Origin of the sequence: Kribbella sp. NPDC056345 (genome assembly GCF_042262745.1) — a bacterium.
Classification (GTDB): Bacteria; Actinomycetota; Actinomycetes; order Propionibacteriales; family Kribbellaceae; genus Kribbella.
Genome location: NZ_JBHJQQ010000008.1, coordinates 193,123 through 208,795 on the forward strand (window position 1 = coordinate 193,123; position 15,673 = coordinate 208,795).

The following is a 15,673-nucleotide window of genomic DNA, read 5'->3' on the forward strand; positions in this document are numbered from 1 at the left end:
AGACTTAACCGCGTGAATTAATGACAGACTCTGGCGGGTCGCGGTCAAACCATCGACTATAGATCGGATGACCGCGACTTGCTGAGGAGCTCTGCCATGCCCGATGGTCCACCCGCAGCCTCGATCGAGAGGTTCCGCGACTGGCGGTTCGGCCTGTTCGTGCACTGGGGCCTGTACGCCCTGCCCGCCCGCCACGAGTGGGTGAAGAACCGCGAGCGCCTGACCGACGAGGACTACCAGCCGTACTTCGACCACTTCGAGCCTGACCTCTACGACCCGCGCAAGTGGGCCCGTGCCGCGCGCGAGGCCGGCATGCGGTACGCCGTACTGACGACCAAGCACCATGAGGGCTTCTGCCTGTGGGACTCGGCAGTGTCGGACTACACGGTCGCCCACACAGCCTGGGGCGCCGGGAAGGACCTGGTGAAGCAGTTCGTCGAGGCCTGCCGTGAGGAGGGGCTGGGGGTCGGGTTCTACCACTCCCTGATCGACTGGCATCACCCTGAGTTCCCGATCGACCTGATGCACCCGCAGCGCGACGACGAAGAGGCGATCGCGAAGGCGGCCGGCCGCGACGTCCAGGTGTACGCCGACTACCTGCATGCGCAGACCCGTGAGCTGCTCACGAACTACGGGCCGATCGACCTGATGTGGTTCGACTTCTCCTACCCGGGCCGCAACTACGAGGACGGGCGCGACGGGCACGGCAAGGGCCGCGACGACTGGCGTTCGGTCGAGCTGATGGCGATGGTCCGCGAACTGCAGCCCGGCATCCTGATCAACGACCGCTTGGACATCCCCGGCGACTTCGTGACGCCGGAGCAGTACCAGCCGGACGGTCCGATGAAGCGAGACGGCGTACCGGTGCTGTGGGAGGCGTGTCAGACGCTGAACGGCAGCTGGGGCTACGACCGCGACAACCTGGACTGGAAGTCACCGGAGCTGCTGGTGAAGATGCTGGTGGACTCCGTCTCCAAGGACGGCAACCTGCTGCTGAACGTCGGCCCCACCGGCCGCGGCGAGTTCGACCCACGCGCCCTGGCGACGCTGGCCGCCATCGGCGAGTGGACCCGCCTGCACGAGCGCTCCTTCCGCGGCGCCGGTCCGTCCGAGTTCACGGCGCCGACCGACACCCGCTACACCCAGGTCGGCAACCGCCTCTACCTGCATCTCTTCTCCTGGCCGATGGGCCACGTCCACCTCCCCGGTCTGGCCGGCAAGGTGAAGTACGCCCAGCTGCTCAACGACGCGTCCGAGATCAAGTTCCTCATCCGCGACCCGTCGGCAGAGGCGCACAACACCTCCATGGGCGCCGCGGCCGAGGACGTCCTCACCCTCAAGCTCCCGATCCAGAAGCCGGACGTCCTGGTGCCGGTGATCGAGTTGTTCCTGAGCTGACTAGTGTCCCGCGTTGGATGTTGTTTGAGTGATTGCGGTGTTCAGGTGCGTGCATCGCGGTGCCGGAGGAGCGGCCTCGATGCTTTTCCATCGTGGCTGTTCCTCCGGTGCCGTGAGGTGCGTGCCTGGGCGCCGCAAGCGCCAAAGAACATCCGACGCGGGACACTTTACGAGGCAGGGGTGGGGCGGCCGGGCTGTTCCCCACCTCGGGCCTCGAGGTAGGAGTTCTTCGGGACCATCACCTTGCGGCGGAACAGGCAGACGACGGTGCCGTCCTGCTTGTAGCCCTTGGTCTCGACGTAGACGACGCCGCGGTCGTCCTTGGACTTGGACTCCCACTTGTCCAGGACCACCGTCTCGCCGTAGATCGTGTCGCCGTGGAAGGTCGGGGCGACGTGCCGCAGGGACTCGATCTCGAGGTTCGCGATCGCCTTGCCGCTGACGTCGGGGACCGACATCCCGAGCAGGATCGAGTAGATGTAATTGCCCACCACAACGTTCTGGCCGAACTGGGTGGTCTCCGCGGCGTAGTTCGAGTCCAGGTGCAGCGGGTGGTGGTTCATCGTCAGCAGGCAGAACAGGTGGTCGTCGTACTCGGTCACCGTCTTGCCGGGCCAGTGCTTGTAGACCGCACCGACCTCGAACTCCTCGTAGCTGCGCCCGAACTGCATGCCGGCTCCTCCTGTGGTTGGACACCCCATGCTGGCGGATCGGACCACTGGCGGCCGTGGTCTGGCTCTCACCGGGCGGAGAGACGTGCGTCACTCCGCCCGGGGCGCTCAGCCCTGCGGCGGGTGCGGCTGGACCGGCGGCTGCTGCTGCGGGATGGAGTGGTCGGGCAGCCGGGGACTGACCTCACCCTTCAGCGCCAGCTTGGCCAGGTGATTGCGGGCCTCCTCGGCGAACTTGAAGTCGCACAGGACGTCGTACGTCGTCGCCACCACCGCGGTGCGGGAGGTGAAGTCGCGGCGTCCCGCCGACTGGGCGTAGCTCAGGCCGCCGAACACCAGCCCGAAGAACGCGCCCAGCACCACACCGGTGAGCAGTGAGGCCAGCCAGTTCGCATTGGTGACGACGCCCAGCAGGACGCCGACGAACAGACCGAACCAGGCACCACTGGCCAGACCCGTGGTCAGCGCCCGGGCCCAGGTCAGCCGGCCGGTGATCTTCTCCACCTGGCGCAGGTTGTTGCCGACGATGGTCGTGTGCTCGACCGGGAACTTCTCGTCCGAGAGGTAGTCGACAGCTCGCTGCGCCTCCCGGTAGGTGTCATACGTCCCGATCGTCAGACCGCTCGGCCGCGGATCCATCAAGGGCATGCCTTGCGTCATCGTCGTTCCTCTCCACGTGCTTCCACCCCCATCATTGCCGACGGCTGGTTACCGCGTCTTGATAGCCTCGCCGGTGATGACCGGACGACGCTGGGACCTGGGCGCGACACGCCGGATGGGACAGTTGTTCGCCCGTCGGGCGCTGGGTGACGGGCCGAGCCGTCCGGACCTGGTGGCGAGCGGCAAACTCGACGGCGCGCTGGTCGACTGGGCGTTCTACCGCGACGGTCACCGCGACCGCCGGATCAACTCCTACACCGAGGCGCTCGGGCGGGCCAAGCGCGGCCAGGGGTTCGTCTGGATCGGCCTGTTCCAGCCGACCGACCACCAGCTCGCGATCATCGGTGCCGAGTTCGGTCTGCACGCGCTGGCCCTGGAGGACGCCTCGGAGGCGCATCAGCGGCCGAAGCTCGAGCGGTACGACGACACTCTGTTCGCGGTACTCAAGACCGTCAGCTACGTGCCGCACCAGGACCTGACCGCCACCAGTGAGGTAGTGGCGACGGGTGAGGTGATGGTGTTCTGCGGGCCGGGGTTCGTGGTCACCGTCCGGCACGGCGAGCACAGTGAGTTGACCGGCCTCCGGCAGGACCTGGAGGCCCAGCCCGAGCGGCTGGCGGTCGGACCAGGCGTCGTACTGCATGCCATTGCCGACCATGTGGTCGACCGCTATCTGGAGGTCGCGGCCGCGGTCCAGGCGGACATGGACCTGATCGAGTCCGAGATGTTCACACCGCGCGGCTGGCGCAACATCGACCGCGTCTACCAGCTCAAGCGCGAAGTGCTCGAGCTGAAACGTGCAGTGGCCCCACTGACCGGTCCGATGCGGGCCCTGTCCACGCTGCGGCACCCGCTGATCGCCGACGAAACCCGGAACTACTTCCGCGACGTCGACGACCACCTGCTGCGGGTGAAGGAGCAGGTGATCTCGTTCGACGAGCTGCTGAGCTCGATCCTGCAGGCCGGCCTGGCCCAGGTGCAGGTGGCCGAGAACGAGGACATGCGGCGGATCTCGTCGTGGGTCGCGATCCTCGCCGTACCGACGATGATCGCCGGGATCTACGGGATGAACTTCGACTACATGCCGGAGCTGCGCACGAGGTACGGGTACTTCGTCGTGCTCGGCGTGATGCTGGCGGCGTGTGTAGGTCTTCACCGGTTGTTCAAGCGCAACCACTGGCTTTGATCAAATACGCCTAATACCACGACCGCACCGGATCCGGCCAGAGGTGGCAGCCTTCTGCCATGGCCGGGACTCACGGCCGGTTGGATGGATCAAACGGTTGTGCCGCGATTGGCCCGCTTGATTTACTGCGTGGCATCGCGTTCGGTCAGCAGGCCGCCACAATCTGCGACCGACGGCATCGGGGGATGTCGTGACAGTTTTGCCGCTGGGAGGGCGTTGCCGTGCTCAGAATTCACTTCACGCCGCGCGACTTGACGCGCGTCACGGTCGCGACCAGACCGGCGCCGCTGTGGGAAGTGCTGCTCAGTCTGCACATGCTGCAGCACTCCGACGGCCGGCTGATCTTCGAGGACTGGCGCCGCCACGTCCGGACGTCGGTCGCACCGGATCAGATGCGGTTGCTGCTGGAGCTCACCCCACCGAAGGGGTACTCCCCCGACTTCCTCACCCCGGCCGAGTCCGCGCCGGACTTCGAGGCTGCGCTGGAGATCGCACTGGCCACACCACGCCAGCAGATCCGCGGCCAGCTCGACCTGCTCTCCAAGTACCGCCCGGCCTCACCGTGGACCCGGGAGCTCGCCCAGGGCGAGCGCGGGTCGCTGCACAAGCTCGGCCGGGCACTCCGGACGTACCACGCCGCCGCGATCGCGCCGTACTGGAAGTCGATCGGGACGCACATCTCGGCCGACCATGCCCACCGCGGTGAGGCGCTGGCCCGGCACGGGGTCGACCGGCTGCTCTCGTCGCTGCACCCGCGGGTGCGCTGGGTCGCACCGGTGCTGCAGGTGCTCGACATGAACGACCGCGACCTCTACCTGGACGGGCGTGGCATCGAGCTGCAGCCGTCGGCGTTCTGCTGGCAGGTGCCGACCAAGCTGCGCGACCCGGAGCTGAAGCCGATCCTGGTGTACCCGATCCAGCACGCGCCCGGCATACTGCGGCAGGCGTCGATGGACCAGATCACCTCCAGCGACCCGCTGGGCTCTCTGCTCGGCTCGACCCGCGCGGCCGCTCTGGAGGCCGCCGTGGCGGGCTGTACGACGACCGAGCTGGCCAAGCGCTGCAAGATCTCCCCGGCCGCGGCCAGCCACCAGGCGACCGTGCTGCGGGAGGCAGGCCTGATCACCACCCGCCGGGCCGGCGCCTCGGTGCGGCACGAGATCACCCAGCTGGGGATCTGGCTGCTGTCCGGCTACGGCTCGGGCAACACCCGGCATCCGCACCCCCAATCAGTGCCCCGCCTGACCGCCTGAGGCACTCGACACCTGCCCGCGCGGTGCGCTGGGCCGACTGGCTCCGCCCCGCCTGTCGACCCAGCGCGCCGCCGGCGCAGGTGTTCAGCCGTCGTTGGCCGGTGTTGTCTGCAGGCGCTCGAGAATGCGGGCCCGGTCGTAGTGCTGGGACGGACCCTGCCGATCCGCAACGGTCAGCGCCTGCTGCCAGGCCGCCCGCGCCTCGTCGTACCGGCCGGCCGCCTCGTACGCCTCGCCCAGGCTGATCAGCGTCGGAACCTCGGCGGCGCCCAGCTCCAGCTCCCTGCACAACCGTGCCGACTCGGCGAGGCAGCTGATCGCCTGCTCGTAGTGACCGGCCCGCCGGTAGGCCATCCCTGCCGTGTCGAGGGCGTAGGCGACGCCTCGGTGGTAGTTGACCCTGCGGTGCCGCTCGACCGCTGCCAGCGCGTTCTCGACGGCTTCCTCGTTCCGTCCGAGCTCGCTGAGGGTGTGCGCGAGGTTGTTCAGCACGGCTCCGTAGGAGCGGTCCTCGTTGCTGTGCTCCAACGCCTGCTCAAGATGCTGCAGCGACGTCTTCAGCTCGCCCTTGCGCTGGTAGGTCATCCCGAGGTTGCTGTGCAGCATGCTGATCCCGGACGGGTCGCCCACAGCCTCCATCAGCTTCAGCGAGGACAGGAACTGTGCCAAGGAGTCGTCGATCCGGCCCAGCAGGCCGTAGCTGACCGCGAGCTGGTTTCCGAGTACTGCTTCCAGCAGCGGCTCATCGATTGCGCGCGCGGACCGCACGGCGATCTCTGACGCATTCAGTGCGGCAGGCGTGGGCGACCGCTCCTGCTCGATGTAGTCCCACAGGCCGCTCGCCAGCGTTGCCGCGAGCCAGTGGTGCCCGCGCTCAGCCCCCTGGACGACAGCGGCCACCAGGGTTGCCCACTCCCGGCGGAACCACGCCAGCGCCTCGGCATCAGAGCCGAACGTGAGTGGCCGCACGCCGTCCAGCGGTTTGCGCAGCAGGGCGAACCGCAGCCGGCCGCCCCGGGCCAGCTTGGCGGCCTGTGCGGTTTGAGCCAGCCAGTCCAGCAGCCGAGCCAGCGCCTGTTGACTCTCCGACGGCTCCTCGAGACCGGCTGCGTACAGCCTGACCAGGTCGTGCAGTTGGTACGACGAAGCGGACGCCTGCTCCAGGAGGTTCGCCTCGACCAGTACGTCGAGCAGGTGGTCGACCTCGACCTCGTCGAGTCCCGCCAGCGCAGCGACCGCGGGTGGTTCGAAAACAGCTCCTGGATAGACACCAAGCATCCGGAACAGCCGCGCCGCATCCGACGGCAGCGCCTGGTACGACCAGGACAGGACAGCGCGGACACTGCTCAGCTCGTCGTCACCGATCTCCAGGGCGCTCAATCGATCACTGGCATCAGCCAGCTGCTTGGTGATGTCGGCACTCCGGCTGCGGCTCGCCCGCTCCGCGCCGACGACCAGGGCCAGCGGCAACCGCCCGCACAGCTCCGCGAAGCCGGCCAGCTGGGCAACGTCGTACGGGCGACCGGAAACCACGCGAGCCAGTAGCTCGGTGGACTCCGCCGAGCTCATCTGACCGAGGCTGAAGCGGCGGGCACCCTCACGTGCGACCAGACCGCGCAGCTGGTTTCGGCTTGTCACGATGGCGAATCCACCGGCGCCCGGCAGCAACGGACGGACCTGTGCCGCGTTGCGCGCGTTGTCGAGAACGAGCAACAGCCGCTTCTCGGCGAGCAGAGTGCGCAGCAGCGCCGACCGTGCCTCGAAGGCGCCGGGGATCTGATCGTTCGGCACGCCAAGTCCGAGCAATAGCGATTGCAGAGCGTCGTGCGGTTCGACAAGGCCGCCTGCACTGTAGCCGCGCAGGTTGAGGTACAGCTGGCCGTCCGGGAAGTGCGCGCGGGCTTGATGGGCCCAGTGGATCGCCAGTGCGGTCTTCCCCGCGCCTCCGGTCCCGTCGATCGCGACGATCACTGCGGACCGCTCGGACCCGCCTGCGGCGAGCACGTCGTCCAGGAAGGCCAGTGCGCTGCGCCGACCGGTGAAGGTCGGCAGATCGGCCGGGAGCTGACGCGGTACGGCGGTGCGCGGCACCTCGGCCTCTTCGGGTGCACCGGTCAGGAGCTCGGCGTACAGCGCGCGCAGCTCGGCACCTGGGTCCACACCGAGCTCGTCCGCGATACTCAGCCGGACTGACTCGTAGAGCTCGAGTGCCTCGGCTGTGCGGCCGGCTCTGGCCAGGAGTCGGAGCAGTCGCAGCCACAGGGACTCGCGAAGTGGATTGGCCGCCGCCAGCTCGCGCAGCAGGGCCAGAACATCGCCATAGTGCCGATCCTCGATGCGTAGGTCGGCTCGGCGCTCGACAGCCGCCAGATACTGCTCGACCAGACGTGGTGTCTCGATGTCATCCAGCCAGCCGGACCGTGCCCCGTCGAACGGTCTACCACCCCACAGAGCCAGTGCTGCCAGGACTGCGTCGTACTCGACCGTCGGATCGTCGGTCTGCGCAGCGGTGCGCAGTAGCCGACTGAACCGGTGCACATCGACCTGCTCGGGCTCCAGCCGCAAGCTGTAACCGGCCGGACCGGTCGCGACCAGGTCGGCGCCGATCGCCCGGCGCAACCGGGTCATCAGCGTATGCAGGCTCGGCCCGATATTGGCCGGTGGCTCGTCACCCCAGATGCGCTCCGCCAGAACCGGCGTACTGACTGCTTCGCCCCGGGCCAGCGCCAGCACGGCCAGCAGCGCTCGGACCCGATCACCGCCCAGCTCGACCAGGCGTCCGTCGATCCGCACGGACACAGCACCGAGCAGCCTGACCTCGGCCGCCCCACCCCCACTACGCTCAGTCATCGGCCTCCCACTCCCAGGTGCACAAACGGTACCGCCGAGAGGGGACCGTCCGCTTGTTGACAGGGTCGTGACAGGAGGTGATGTGCACTATGAGGCGTTGTAGAGAGGGGACGAACGCCTTGATGCGCATTCACTTCACCGCACAGGACATCGCGCGAACGACGCTCGCCGACGAACCGGACCCGATGTGGGAGGTCCTGCTCAGCCTGCACCAGCTGCAGGGGCGCGACGGGATGGCCCACTACGGCAACTGGCGAGAGCGTGCGCGCCGGGTGCTGCCGCGGTCCGCGGCCGGCCTCCTCCAACTGGCGCCTCCACGCGGCTACTCCCCCGACTTCCTGACCCCGCCAGAACTGTCCACCAGCTTCGACAGTGGGCTCGAGCGGGTCCTGTCCACCTCACGCACCCGTCTGCGCCAAGAGCTCGAGCTGCTGGCAGTGCAGCGCCCGCAGACCACGTGGACCCGAGACCTGGGCTACGGCCGGACCGAAGCCATCCACGGACTCGGCCAGGCGCTGCGGAACTACCACCGGCAGACCATCGCGCCGTACTGGGCCTCTATCCGGGCGATGGTCCGGGCGGACCACCAGCAGCAGGTCAGTCACATGTCCGGAGCCGGCGTGGAGCAGCTACTGGACCGCCTGCACCCGTCTGTGCGCTGGAAGGCACCAGTACTGGAGATCTCGGGCTTCTTGGACCGCGACGTCTACCTGGACGGCCGTGGCGTTCGGCTGCAGCCTGCGGTCTTCTGCTGGATGACTCCGACCAAGCTGCACGACCCGGAACTGCAGCCGGTCATTGTCTATCCGGTGCAGCACGCTCCGGGGACACTGCGGCGGATTTCCACCGAGAGCCGCTCCCAACCACTGGCCGCCCTACTCGGTACGACGAGGGCAGCCGCGCTGGAGGCGATTGCCGGCGGCTGCACCACGACTGTGCTGGCCGAGCGCTGCCAGATCTCCCTGGCCGGTGCAAGCCGTCAGGCCGGCATCCTGCGCGAGGCCGGCCTGATCACCACCCGCCGAGCCGGTCAGTCCGTTCAGCACGACCTGACCCTGCTCGGGAAAGCTGTCCTGACCGGTGGCTTCCTGCCGGACGCGGAGCGGCTCAACTAGAGCTTGTAGTCCTCCAGCAGGCGGCGGCCGATGATCATCCGCTGGATGTCGGCCGTGCCTTCGCCGATGAGCAGCATCGGCGCCTCACGGTAGAGCCGCTCGATCTCGTACTCCTTGGAGAAGCCGTAGCCGCCGTGGATGCGGAACGAGTCCTCCACCACCTGCGAGCAGTACTCGCTGGCCAGGTACTTCGCGACACCAGCCTCGAAGTCGTTGCGGGACCCACTGTCCTTCTTGCGGGCCGCCTTCACCATCAGCTCGTGCGCAGCCTCGACCTTGACCGCCATGTCGGCCAGCCGGAACAGCACTGCCTGGTGCTCGGCGATCTTCTTGCCGAACGTCTCCCGCTGCTGCGCGTAGGAGATCCCGAGCTCGAACGCCCGCCGGGCCACTCCGCAACCACGCGCCGCGACGTTCACCCGGCCGACCTCGACGCCGTCCATCATCTGGTAGAAACCCTTACCAGGAACGCCACCCAGGATCTGGTCGGCGCCGATGGAGTACCCGTCGAAGATCAGCTCGGTCGTGTCGACGCCCTTGTAGCCCATCTTCTCGATCTTGCCCGGCACCGTGAGGCCCTTGTCGACCTCGCCGAAGCCCGGCTCCTTCTCGACCAGGAACGTGGTCATGTTCTTGTAGACCGACTCCTGCCCCTCGTCGGTCTTGACCAGCACCGCCACCAGGTTCGACGAGCCGCCGTTGGTCAGCCACATCTTCTGGCCGTTGATCGTGTACAGGTCACCGTCGCGGACGGCCTTGGTCTTGATCGCGGCGACGTCGGAGCCACAGCCCGGCTCGGACATCGAGAACGCACCCCGCACGTCACCGGTGGCCATCCGCGGCAGATACTTCTGCTTCTGCTCGTCGGTCCCGTGCTGGAGCAGCATGTACGCGACGATGAAGTGCGTGTTGATGATGCCGGAGACGCTCATCCAGCCGCGCGCGATCTCCTCGACACAGAGCGCGTAGGTGAGCAGCGACTCGCCCAGACCGCCGTACTCCTCGGGAATCATCAGCCCGAACAGGCCGAGCTCCTTGAGCCCTTCGACGATCGCCGTCGGGTACTCGTCCTTGTGCTCCAGCTCGGTGGCGACCGGGAGGATCTCGGACTCGACGAACGCGCGGACCGTCTTCAGGATCTCCTCCTGAATATCGGTCAGCCCCTCGGTCTGCTGCAGTCTGCTCACGCTTGATCTCCTCGGGGTGCCGGTTGCCGCTACTCGTGAGTATTGCGGTTTTCAGCATCCCGGGACAGCGCCGACACCCGCTGTGACACCGGCCACCCGATCGGCGTCGCCTACCTCACTCGTCGCCGTCGTTGTCGCCGTCGTCACCCTGCGGCATCGACCGGTCGAGCTGAGCGAACCCGATGTAGATCTCCGCGGTCGGCTGCCAGCGGCGCTCCCGCTGAGCCTCGACCAGGCGCTTCTTGGCGTCGTCGTAGTTGTTCCGGGCCGCATCGACATCGCCCCGGGCCAACTGCTCGGCCGCCTGGTCCAGGTCGCGCGCAGCCAGGCCCGGCGCCTTGCTCTTCGGCTGGTTCTGACCGGGCCACTGAGGCTGGTTCTGACCGCTCTTGCGAACCTTGTCGGCCAACTGCCGCAGCTGCGCGACGACGTGCGGGTACTGGTCGGGCTTCTTCGTCGGCTTCTTGGTCGGCGTCTTCGTCGGTGTCTTGGTGGGCTTCGGCGTCGGAGTCGGCGTCGCAGTGGGCTTCGGCTTGCTCGACGCAGTCACCTTGGTCACCAGTGCCGACGGCGTCCCGCCGGCCTGGGCGGCCGGGTCGCCCTTCACGCCCTCCTTGAGCAACGCCACACCAACAGCAGCAGCCAGTACGACGGCCATCGCCGCAATCACCTTCGCAAACGGAAGGGAGCGCCGGGGGCGCGCGTGATTGGACGGATCCGGGTGCTGCGCGTCGGAGTGGGGCGCATCCGCGTAGGCGCTCGCGCGGGCTGGCTCGGTGGCGGCCTCTTCCTCCCACCTCCCCACCCCCAGCACGGTGGCCGGCAGTACCTGGGTGGCGTTGCTGATCGGTGGGAGGGCGATTGCCTGGGTTTCGTTGTGTGCAGTGGAGTTCAGGAGGGCTGTGACGTCGGCAGCTGAGGCTGGGCGGTCTGCGGGGTTCTTGGCGAGCAGTCGCATCACCAGCGCCGCCAGCGCCGGGGTGACGTCGTTGCGCATGATGGGTGCGGGCTGCGACTCCAGGTGCTGCCGCATGACCGTTTCCACGGTCGCTCCGGTGAAGGGCGGCGTACCGGCGAGCAGTTCGTAGAGGACGCAGCCGAGTGAGTACCAGTCGCTGGCCGGCGTGGCTGCGCCGCCAGTCACCTGCTCCGGCGATACGTAGGACGCGGTGCCGAGCAGGACTCCGAGCGCGGTGGTTTCGCCACCAGCCCGCTTGGCGATACCGAAGTCGGTGATCTTCAGCGTGCCGTCCGGCGCCAGCAGCAGGTTCCCCGGCTTCACGTCGCGGTGCACGATGCCGGCCGCGTGGGCGGCGTCCAGCGCGCGGGCGCCCTGTACGGCGATGTCCGCAACCAGCTTGGCGCTCGGCAGCCCCGCCGTACGCATCAGCTGGGCGAGATCCGGCCCGGAGACCAGCTCCATCACCAGGAAGACCCGGTCGTCGGCCGCACCGACGTCGTACGTCGCGACAACGTTCGGATGCATCAGCCGGGCAGCTGCCTGCGCCTCGGCCTGGAACCGCGCCACCGCGTCCATCGGGTCGCCGTCGAGACTCCGCAGCAGCTTGACCGCCACCTGACGGTCGAGGACGACGTCTTCGGCCTGCCAGACCTCACCCGCACCACCTCGCCCCAAAAGGGTGAGCAATCGGTAGCGCCCTGCCAGTACCTCGCCGTTCACAAACAAACACCTTCCGCAGCGGACCGCCTTACCTTAGGCGGCCGCGGCGATCAGATCGAGTCCACGGCAAATTCCTTGTAAAGCTCAATCAACCGTTGGGTCGCAGGTAGAGGCCGACGGTGTGCTGGGCGAAGGCGACGATGCGCTCGGCGGGGAACGCATCAGGTTCGGCCAGCACGAGGCGACCGGCGTCCCAGAAGACGGCGAACAGACCACGAGCGAGCATCTCGACGTCCGTCCCGGGATCGAGGCCCTCGCGGACACCCCAGTGGACCAGCTCTTCGAAGGCCGCGATGACCAGTTGGCGTCCCGCCTCGACCCTGGCCCGGAAGGCCGGCGTACTGGAGTCGGCGAGCGAGAAGATCGCACGCCAGCGATCCGGTGCCGCCTGGACCGCGGCCAGGAACTTCGCCAGTGACTGGACCGCGGCTTCGCCTGGTGGGATGTCCCGGGAGCTGGGCAGGACGGCGAGCAGCTGCTCCAGTGCGCCTGCCTGCTCCCGCTCCAGCGACGCCCTGAGCAGCGCGTTGCTGTCGGTGAAGTGCCCGTAGACGACCGGCCTGGTCACGCCGGCCTCCTTGGCGACGCTGTCCATCGAGACCTTGTGCACGCCCTCGGTGACGATCACCCGGAGCACGGCGTCGAGGAGCTGCTCACGGCGTTGCTCAGGGGCCATCCGGGGCGCGTAGGGCCGCTTCGGCCGATGCTGCGTGTCGCTCATCACCACTCCAGAGGGCTTGACAGTCGAACACTCCTCGGAGGAATGTTACACCTAGTGTAGCTACAGTGAGTGTAGGAAAGGCGGAACGATGGTCGAGGACCGCAGCGACAAGGTGTGTGTGATCGGGGCCGGCTATGTCGGCAACGGTCTGGCCGGCGCGCTGAAGCGGGCCGGGATCGCGTACGACCAGCTCGAGGCGACCGGCCGGATCGGCGGCAACTGGTCGCACGGGGTGTACGACTCGACCCACCTGATCAGCTCGAAGCAGTCGACCCAGTACGTCGAACACCCGATGCCGCCGGAGTATCCGACGTTCCCGAGCGCGGCGCAGATGCTCGCGTACCTGGAGTCCTACGTCGAGCGCTTCGGACTGGCCGACCACATCGAGTTCAACACCGAGGCGACCTCCGTACGCCCGGTCGACAGCACCGGCATGGCCGGGTGGCACGTCGAACTGAGCACCGGCGAGGTCCGGCGGTACCGGGCGGTCGCCGTCGCCAACGGGCACTACTGGGAGCGCAACCTCCCGTCGTACCCGGGCGAGTTCACCGGCCGCCAGCTGCATTCCAAGGACTACAAGCGGCCCGACGACTTCGGCCCCGGCGGGCGGGTCCTGGTTGTCGGCGCCGGCAACTCGGCCAGCGACATCGCGGTCGAGGCCGCCGCGACGTTCGGCACCTCGGAGCTGTCGATCCGGCGCGGTTACTGGTTCATCCCGAAAGCGATCTTCGGGATCCCAGCCTCCGATCTGGACCGCGTGTGGATGCCGATGCCCGTGCAGCGTTTCGCGTTCAAGCAGCTGCTGCGGCTGTCGTACGGCGACTATCGCCGCTACGGCCTGCCGAGACCGGACCATAAGCTGTTCACCAAGGACGTCACGATCAACTCCTCGCTGATGTACGCCTTGCAGCACGGCAAGGTCCGGCCTCGCCCGGAGATCGAACGCTTCGACGGATCAACCGTCCACTTCACCGACGGCAGCCACGGCGACTACGACACCATCGTGTGGGCCACGGGTTTCCACACCAGGTTCCCGATGCTGGACGAGTCGATGTTCGTCTGGGAGCACGGTCAGCCGATGCTGGTCGAGCATGTACTGGTTCCGCGCTACGCCAACCTCTACATCTACGGTCTGGTCGCTCCCCGCTCGGGCGCCGGCCGGATCATCTCCCACGGCGCCAAGTTCCTGGCCGAAGCGCTCGCCGCCCAGGACAAGTTCGATGAGCCACTGTCCGACGTGATCGCACGGTGGACACCGGCCCGGTCGTCGATCCTCGCCGGCTCGGCCGAGATCCTCGGCCGGATCAAACTCGCCCGCCTCGTACTGCGCCTGCTGGCGGCCCAGCGGACCGACGAGAACCGGATCAGCCGCCTGCCCACCCGTCGCACGAGCGAGGAGCTGGCCGCATGAGCCTGCCCACACCATCCCCGACAGCCCGCGCGGTCATCACCGGTGCCTCCAGCGGAATCGGCCAAGCTCTGGCCGAGAGTCTGGCGCGGCGCGGCCACTCCCTGGTCCTGGTCGCCCGTCGCGAGGACCGGCTCACCGAGCTCGCCCGACGACTCAGCGCCAGGTACCTGGTCACCGTGGACATCGAACCGTGCGACCTGGCCGACGCCGCGGACCTGCACGAGCTGGTCACCAGACTGACCAAGCTCGACGTCAGTTTGCTCTGCCTGAACGCCGGCTTCGCCACCTACGGCGCACTGCACGAGCTGGACCCGGCCCGCGAACGCGAGCAGGTCGCAGTCAACGTCGTCGCCGTCCACGACCTGCTGCTGGGCCTCCTTCCCAATCTGGTTGCCCGAGGCAACGGCGCGATCCTGGTGACCGGCTCCACCGCGGGCAACCAGCCGAGCCCGTACAACGCGACGTACGCCGCTGGTAAGGCCTTCGCGAACACCCTGGCCGAATCCCTGTACGGCGAACTCGCGGGCACCGGCGTCTCGTGCACACTGCTCGCTCCCGGCCCGGTGCGTACCGAGTTCGCCGAGGTCTCCCACCTCGGCCGGATCGAGAAACTGCTGCCCGGCTTCGCCTGGGTGTCGGCCGAGCAGGCCGCAGAAGCCGCGATTCGCGGGATCGCCGCCGGCCGCCGCCGCGTCGTACCGGGCCCTGTCGCCAAGCTGCAGGGCCTGATCGGGCAGTACAGCCCGCGCAGCCTCGTCGTTCCGATCCTCGGCCGGATCTACGGCGGCCTGCGATGAATACACCCAGCGCCCGCGACGGGCTCCGCCGATTGCGCCGACTCGCGTCACCCCGGCGCATGCTGTATCGCGACGCGCACTACCTGGCCGCCACCGTCGAGGTCGATCCCGCCGTGATGCGCCGCTGGCTGCCCACCGGCATCCGGCTCGCCGAGCCGGCGCGCGCGGATCTGTTCTGCGCCTGGTTTCCCGAGTGCAGTTACGGTTCCGTCTACCACGAGGCCGGACTGTTCGTGCACATCAAGACCAGGCGCGGTACCGGAATCCACTGTCCCTGGATGATTCTCGACGACGATGTCGCCCTCATCCTCGGCCGCGAACTGCTCGGCTACCCGAAGAAGCTGGGCGAGATCACCTGGAGTCTCGACGGCGACCGCATCCAGGCCCAGGCCTCCCGGCGCGGTACCGGCCTGATCACCATGAGCGGCACGCTCGGCGACCGGATCTCCGACGCGCCGCCGATCCTCGGCCGGCCACATCGCAACGTCACCGGAACTCTCGGACTGAGCTTGCCGCGGATCGTCGCGTTCACCCCCGTCGAACATCCCATCGAAACCCGCCGAGTCGACCTCAACCTCACCGTCGGCGGCTCTGACCGCGACCCGCTGCACCTGATGGGGCTCGGCCGTGTCCTCGAGGCCCGGTTGCATCGGGTCGATCTCGCGGCCGCTCGTCCACCCCTGCCTTTGCGGCCGCTCACGCCGCTGTACGCCGTAACCCACCTCCGACCGAGAGTGCTCTGA

General features: G+C 68.0%; 13 protein-coding genes. 7 read left to right on the forward strand and 6 right to left on the reverse strand.

Features of this window, described 5'->3' with window-relative positions:
* Positions 1–96: 96 nt before the first annotated feature.
* Complete coding sequence (locus ACFCV3_RS27515; protein WP_376034570.1) at positions 97–1,398, forward strand: alpha-L-fucosidase; 1,302 nt, start codon at positions 97–99, stop codon at positions 1,396–1,398.
* Between the two features lie 167 nt (positions 1,399–1,565).
* Here the strand turns inward: ACFCV3_RS27515 and ACFCV3_RS27520 are convergent, their stop codons facing one another.
* Positions 1,566–2,069 (reverse strand): MaoC family dehydratase, encoded by a 504-nt coding sequence (locus tag ACFCV3_RS27520; protein WP_376034572.1) that lies wholly within the window; start codon positions 2,067–2,069, stop codon positions 1,566–1,568.
* 108 nt (positions 2,070–2,177) lie between these two features.
* Entirely contained in the window at positions 2,178–2,729 is a 552-nt protein-coding gene (locus ACFCV3_RS27525) for a general stress protein (RefSeq protein ID WP_376034574.1), read from the reverse strand.
* 76 nt (positions 2,730–2,805) lie between these two features.
* On the opposite strand from ACFCV3_RS27525, the gene ACFCV3_RS27530 reads away from it, so the two are divergent.
* Positions 2,806–3,915 (forward strand): magnesium and cobalt transport protein CorA, encoded by a 1,110-nt coding sequence (locus ACFCV3_RS27530; protein ID WP_376034576.1) that lies wholly within the window; start codon positions 2,806–2,808, stop codon positions 3,913–3,915.
* 221 nt (positions 3,916–4,136) lie between these two features.
* The gene (locus ACFCV3_RS27535) at positions 4,137–5,168 is read left to right on the forward strand and encodes a helix-turn-helix domain-containing protein (RefSeq protein WP_344152035.1); all 1,032 of its coding nucleotides are present in this window, start codon (positions 4,137–4,139) and stop codon (positions 5,166–5,168) included.
* Positions 5,169–5,252: 84 nt separating this feature from the next.
* On the opposite strand, the gene ACFCV3_RS27540 is transcribed toward ACFCV3_RS27535, so the two are convergent.
* Complete coding sequence (locus ACFCV3_RS27540; RefSeq protein ID WP_376034578.1) at positions 5,253–8,018, reverse strand: BTAD domain-containing putative transcriptional regulator; 2,766 nt, start codon at positions 8,016–8,018, stop codon at positions 5,253–5,255.
* An 89-nt stretch (positions 8,019–8,107) separates the two neighbouring features.
* On the opposite strand from ACFCV3_RS27540, the gene ACFCV3_RS27545 reads away from it, so the two are divergent.
* On the forward strand, positions 8,108–9,133 hold the full coding sequence (locus ACFCV3_RS27545) for an ArsR/SmtB family transcription factor (RefSeq protein ID WP_376034580.1): 1,026 nt from the start codon (positions 8,108–8,110) through the stop codon (positions 9,131–9,133).
* Here ACFCV3_RS27545 and ACFCV3_RS27550 read toward each other — a convergent pair.
* The 3 genes from ACFCV3_RS27550 to ACFCV3_RS27560 all read right to left on the reverse strand — a co-directional run bounded on the left by ACFCV3_RS27550 (position 9,130) and on the right by ACFCV3_RS27560 (position 12,722).
* The gene (locus ACFCV3_RS27550) at positions 9,130–10,320 is read right to left on the reverse strand and encodes an acyl-CoA dehydrogenase family protein (protein ID WP_376034582.1); all 1,191 of its coding nucleotides are present in this window, start codon (positions 10,318–10,320) and stop codon (positions 9,130–9,132) included. The genes ACFCV3_RS27545 and ACFCV3_RS27550 overlap by 4 nt on opposite strands.
* 115 nt (positions 10,321–10,435) lie before the next feature.
* Positions 10,436–12,001, reverse strand: coding sequence for a serine/threonine-protein kinase (locus ACFCV3_RS27555; RefSeq protein WP_376034584.1), 1,566 nt, complete (start codon positions 11,999–12,001; stop codon positions 10,436–10,438).
* Between the two features lie 88 nt (positions 12,002–12,089).
* Complete coding sequence (locus ACFCV3_RS27560) at positions 12,090–12,722, reverse strand: TetR/AcrR family transcriptional regulator (RefSeq protein ID WP_376034586.1); 633 nt, start codon at positions 12,720–12,722, stop codon at positions 12,090–12,092.
* A gap of 88 nt (positions 12,723–12,810) precedes the next feature.
* On the opposite strand from ACFCV3_RS27560, the gene ACFCV3_RS27565 reads away from it, so the two are divergent.
* Genes ACFCV3_RS27565 through ACFCV3_RS27575 form a run of 3 tightly spaced genes read left to right on the forward strand, consistent with a single transcriptional unit; the run spans position 12,811 to position 15,673 of the window.
* Entirely contained in the window at positions 12,811–14,133 is a 1,323-nt protein-coding gene (locus tag ACFCV3_RS27565) for a flavin-containing monooxygenase (RefSeq protein WP_376034588.1), read from the forward strand.
* The gene (locus ACFCV3_RS27570) at positions 14,130–14,930 is read left to right on the forward strand and encodes an SDR family NAD(P)-dependent oxidoreductase (RefSeq protein WP_376034590.1); all 801 of its coding nucleotides are present in this window, start codon (positions 14,130–14,132) and stop codon (positions 14,928–14,930) included. Before ACFCV3_RS27565 ends, ACFCV3_RS27570 begins: the two co-directional genes overlap by 4 nt.
* A complete protein-coding gene (locus tag ACFCV3_RS27575) occupies positions 14,927–15,673 on the forward strand; it encodes an acetoacetate decarboxylase family protein (RefSeq protein WP_376034592.1) in 747 nt (248 codons plus the stop codon). Before ACFCV3_RS27570 ends, ACFCV3_RS27575 begins: the two co-directional genes overlap by 4 nt.

Coding starts and splice junctions, on each gene's coding strand:
- ACFCV3_RS27540 (WP_376034578.1), bottom strand. CDS start 8,018: ATGACTGAGCGTAGTGGGGGTGGGGCGGCCGAGGTCAGGCTGCTCGGT.
- ACFCV3_RS27525 (WP_376034574.1), bottom strand. CDS start 2,729: ATGACGCAAGGCATGCCCTTGATGGATCCGCGGCCGAGCGGTCTGACG.
- ACFCV3_RS27515 (WP_376034570.1), top strand. CDS start 97: ATGCCCGATGGTCCACCCGCAGCCTCGATCGAGAGGTTCCGCGACTGG.
- ACFCV3_RS27565 (WP_376034588.1), top strand. CDS start 12,811: ATGGTCGAGGACCGCAGCGACAAGGTGTGTGTGATCGGGGCCGGCTAT.
- ACFCV3_RS27545 (WP_376034580.1), top strand. CDS start 8,108: ATGAGGCGTTGTAGAGAGGGGACGAACGCCTTGATGCGCATTCACTTC.
- ACFCV3_RS27520 (WP_376034572.1), bottom strand. CDS start 2,069: ATGCAGTTCGGGCGCAGCTACGAGGAGTTCGAGGTCGGTGCGGTCTAC.
- ACFCV3_RS27530 (WP_376034576.1), top strand. CDS start 2,806: ATGACCGGACGACGCTGGGACCTGGGCGCGACACGCCGGATGGGACAG.
- ACFCV3_RS27575 (WP_376034592.1), top strand. CDS start 14,927: ATGAATACACCCAGCGCCCGCGACGGGCTCCGCCGATTGCGCCGACTC.
- ACFCV3_RS27560 (WP_376034586.1), bottom strand. CDS start 12,722: ATGAGCGACACGCAGCATCGGCCGAAGCGGCCCTACGCGCCCCGGATG.
- ACFCV3_RS27570 (WP_376034590.1), top strand. CDS start 14,130: ATGAGCCTGCCCACACCATCCCCGACAGCCCGCGCGGTCATCACCGGT.